We start from the raw sequence: 3,853 nt of genomic DNA on the forward strand, positions 1-3,853 counted from the left end.
CCGCGAATGCGCAGGCGCCCGGCCAGGTTGTAGGCCGGCGACTGCGGTGCACGCTGCCACGCCAGCCACAGCGCACGCTGCGCCGGCGCGAGCGGCGCCGGTGTGCCGGGCTCGCGGGCGATCAGCGGCAGCGCGCCGAAGTCCAGCCCTTCGGCACGCAGCCGCTCGAGGAACGCCGCGCGCTTGCCGGCGGGCAACTGGGCGAAGCGGCGCGACAAGGCAGCAAGTTCGATCGTCATTCCAGGGAATCTTCCAGTTCGTCAAGCAAAGCACCCAGCCGGTCCGCGGTGGTCGTGGCGGTCGGCCTCGGCAGTGCCGCGGCCAGGCCGGCCAGCGTCGGGTGGTCGAACACGCTGCGCAGGCCGAGCTCCAGCCCGAGCCGTTGCCGCAGCTCGGCCACCAGCCGCACCGCGAGCAGCGAATGCCCGCCGAGCTCGAAGAAGTGATCGCGGCGGCCGACACGCGGCACGCCGAGCACTTCGCACCAGATCGCCGCGAGCGCGTGCTCGGCGTCGCTCTCGGGTGGTTCGTGTTCGGCGTCGGTGGTGAATTTGGGCTCGGGCAGCGCGCGGCGGTCGAGCTTGCCGCCGGGGGTCAACGGCAGCGCGGGCAGCTGCACGAAGGCCGACGGCAGCATGTGCTCGGGCATCCGCGTGGCCAGGCGTTCGCGCAGCGCGGAGGGCTCGATCGATGCGCCCGGCTGCAGCGCCACATAGGCGACCAGACGCGGCCCGCCCGCCGAGGCCCGGGCGAGCACGACCGCCTCGCGCAGCTCCGGCTGCGCCAGCAGCGCCGTCTCGATCTCGCCGAGTTCGATGCGGAAGCCGCGCAGCTTCACCTGGTGGTCGACGCGGCCGAGGTATTCGATCTGCCCGACATCGTTCCAGCGCACCAGGTCACCGGTGCGATAGAGCCGGCCGCCGCTCGCATCGAACGGATCGGCAATGAAGCGCTCGGCCGTCAGGCCCGGCCGGCCGAGGTAGCCGCGTGCCAGCAGCGCGCCRCCGATGCACAGCTCGCCGGCCACGCCGATGGGCACCGGGTGCAGGTCGGCATCGACGATGCGCAGCGCGCGGCCGGGCAAGGCCCAGCCGATCGGCACCGACGCGGGCCATGGGGCTTCGCCGGTGACGAACGGCGTGCAATCGAGTGCCGAAGCCGTCACGGTGGCCTCGGTCGGGCCGTAGGCGTTCAGCAATCGAATGTGCGACAAGCCGGCGTCGCGCCAGGCCTTCAGGCCTTCGGGCGACATCGCCTCGCCGCCGACGTGCACCTGGCGCAAGGAGCAGACATCAGTGGGAGGTGTCCGCGCGAAATCCTGCGCCAGCAGCTGCCAGTACGCCGTCGTCAGGTCCGCGACGCTGATGCGCCGCGCCACCACTTCGCGGCGGAAGGTCGCGCTGTCCCACACCTCGGGCCCGCGCAGCACCACCGCCGCGCCGAGGGCCAACGGCGCGAACAGCTGCTCGACGAACGCGTCGAAGTTCAGCGTCGCGAACTGCAGCACGCGATCCTCGGGCACGAGGCCGAAGAACGCCGCCGCCGCTTGCGCATGCCGCGCCAGCGCGCGATGCGACACGCCAACGCCCTTCGGCTTGCCGGTCGAGCCGGAGGTGTAGATCACGTACGCGAGCTGGTCGGCGTGCAGCGCCACCTGCGGATCGGTCGCCGCTTCACCCATCAGCGAGGCGCCATCCACCTCGGTCAACACGAGCGCGACGCCACTGTCCTCCACCATCGCCTGCCGCCGCTCGGCGGGATACGCCAGGTCCAGCGGCACGTAGGCCGCACCGGCCTTCAAGACGGCCAGCACCGCGACGATCATCTCGACCGACCGATCGAGGGCGATCCCGACCCGCGACTCCGGCCGCACGCCCTGCGCGATCAGCCGGTGCGCGAGGCGGTTGGCCCGCGCATTCAGCTCGCCGCGGCTCAGTTCCACCTCGCCGAAGACCAGCGCCACCGCCTCCGGCTGCGCGCGAGCCAGCCGCTCGATCGTGCGGTGCACCGGCTCATCCGCCACCACCGGCGAAGCGCCCTCGCCCTGCCGCAACAGCCGCTCGCGTTCGGCATCGGCCGGCAGCGCCAGCGCGCCGATGCACGCATCCGGCTGTTGCACGAACGCCGTCAGCACCTGCTCGAGCTGCGCGGCCAGCTGCGCCACCGTCGCGTCGTCGAACGCGTCGTGCGCGAAGCGCCAGTCGAAGGCCAGCTGCTCGCCCTGGTGCAGCGCCAGCGTCAACGCATAGTGCGTGTCGTCGCGGGTGTGGGCCGTGCCGACGCGCAGCCCGCCCGGCGCCGCTTCGCGCAGCGCCGCGTCGATCGGATAGTTCTCGAACACCAGCAGGCTGTCGAACAGCGCCTGCCCGCCCTGCCCGGCCCAGCGCTGGATCTCGACCAGCGGCGTGTGCTCATGCTCGCGCGCCGCCAGTCCCTGCGCCTGCAGCTCGCGCCACCACGCGCCGAGCGGCTGCGCCGGCTGCAGCGTCGCCACCACCGGCAGCGTGTTGATGAACAGCCCCAGCATCTGCTGCGCGCCCGGCAGCTCGGCCGGCCTGCCTGCCACGGTGCTGCCGAAGCAGACGGTACGCTGCCCGGTGCAGCGCGCCAGCACCAGCGCCCAGGCCGCCTGCGCCAGCGTGTTGACCGTCACGCGCTCGCGGCGCGCTGCATCGGCCAGCGGCTGCAGCGGCAGCGTGCGGTGCAGGCCGCCCTGTCCAGGTTGCGGCGATGCGGGCCGGCGCAGCGCCGAGGCCAGGTGCGTCGGCGACTCCAGCTGCGCGAGCTGCGCCCGCCAATGCGCCTCGCCGGCCGCCGGGTCGCGCGCCTGCAGCCACGCGATGTGGTCGCGGAAGCGCCCGAGCGGCACCGGCAGCGGCGCGCCTTCATACGCGCGCAGCACCTCGCCGAGCAGCAGCGAGCTGCTCCAGCCGTCGAGCAGCAGGTGGTGCGCGGTCCACACGACGTGGTGGCGATCGTCCTGCGTGCGCAGCAGCGCGACGCGCATCAGCGGCGGCCGCGCCAGGTCCAGCGGCGCGGCGAGCTCGGCCTGCGCGAAGGTGTCCAGCTCGGCACCAGGACGGCCTCGCCAGTCCTGCACCGACCACGGCAGCTCGGTGCGGCGCGCCACCCACTGCAGCGGCGGCTGCGCGATGAAGCCGCTGCGCAGCACCTCGTGGCGTGCCAGCACCGTCGTCCACGCGGCGCGGAATCGGGCCACGTCCAGCCCGTCGAGATCGACGCGCAACTGCGTGCGATAGGCCTCGCCGCCGTCATCGACCAGCGACTGGAACAGCATGCCGGCCTGCATCGGCGACAGCGGGTACAGGTCGTCGAGGTTCGCCAGCGGCAGGTTCAACGCATCGAGCGTGGGCTGGTCGATGCGCGCCAGCGGGAAGTCCGAGGGCGTGACGCCGAGCGCTCCTGCGCTGCAATGCGCGATCAACCCCAGCAGCTCGCCACGGAACGCTTCGACGAAACGCCGCACCTCGGCCGCGTCGTGCCGGGCCGGGCTGTAGCGCACGTTCAGCGCGAGCTGGCCGTCGTAGACCTGGCCGTCGATCGAGAACTCGTGCGCCTGCGGTGCCGATGCATCCACCGCTGCACCCGCGCTTTCAGACGCCGGTCGCCAGGCCGCGGCCTCGTCGAAGCTGCCGTCGAACTGGCCGAGGTAGTTGAAAACCACCTGCGACGGTGGCAGTGCGCGCAGCGCCTCCCGCACCTCGGGCGGCCCCCTGTGCTTCAGCACGCCGTGCGCCAGGCCGCGCAGCGGCACGGCGCGCAAGGTCTCCTTGACGCGCTTCAACGCCGCCCCGGGCTCGCCCAGCGGATCCAGCACCACCGGGAACAGGCT

General features: G+C 73.0%; 2 protein-coding genes. Both read right to left on the minus strand.

The genetic code is table 11. The annotated features are described in order from the left end of the window. The coding region (locus AC1D15_RS21210; protein ID WP_477827525.1) for a hypothetical protein at positions 1 to 239 on the minus strand (239 nt) is incomplete at its 3' end. After that, a partial coding sequence (locus tag AC1D15_RS21215) for an amino acid adenylation domain-containing protein (protein WP_477827526.1) occupies positions 236 to 3,853 on the minus strand: 3,618 nt, incomplete at its 5' end. The genes AC1D15_RS21215 and AC1D15_RS21210, both read right to left, overlap by 4 nt.

The sequence above is a fragment of the Rhizobacter sp. P2_H2 genome, assembly GCF_056403375.1.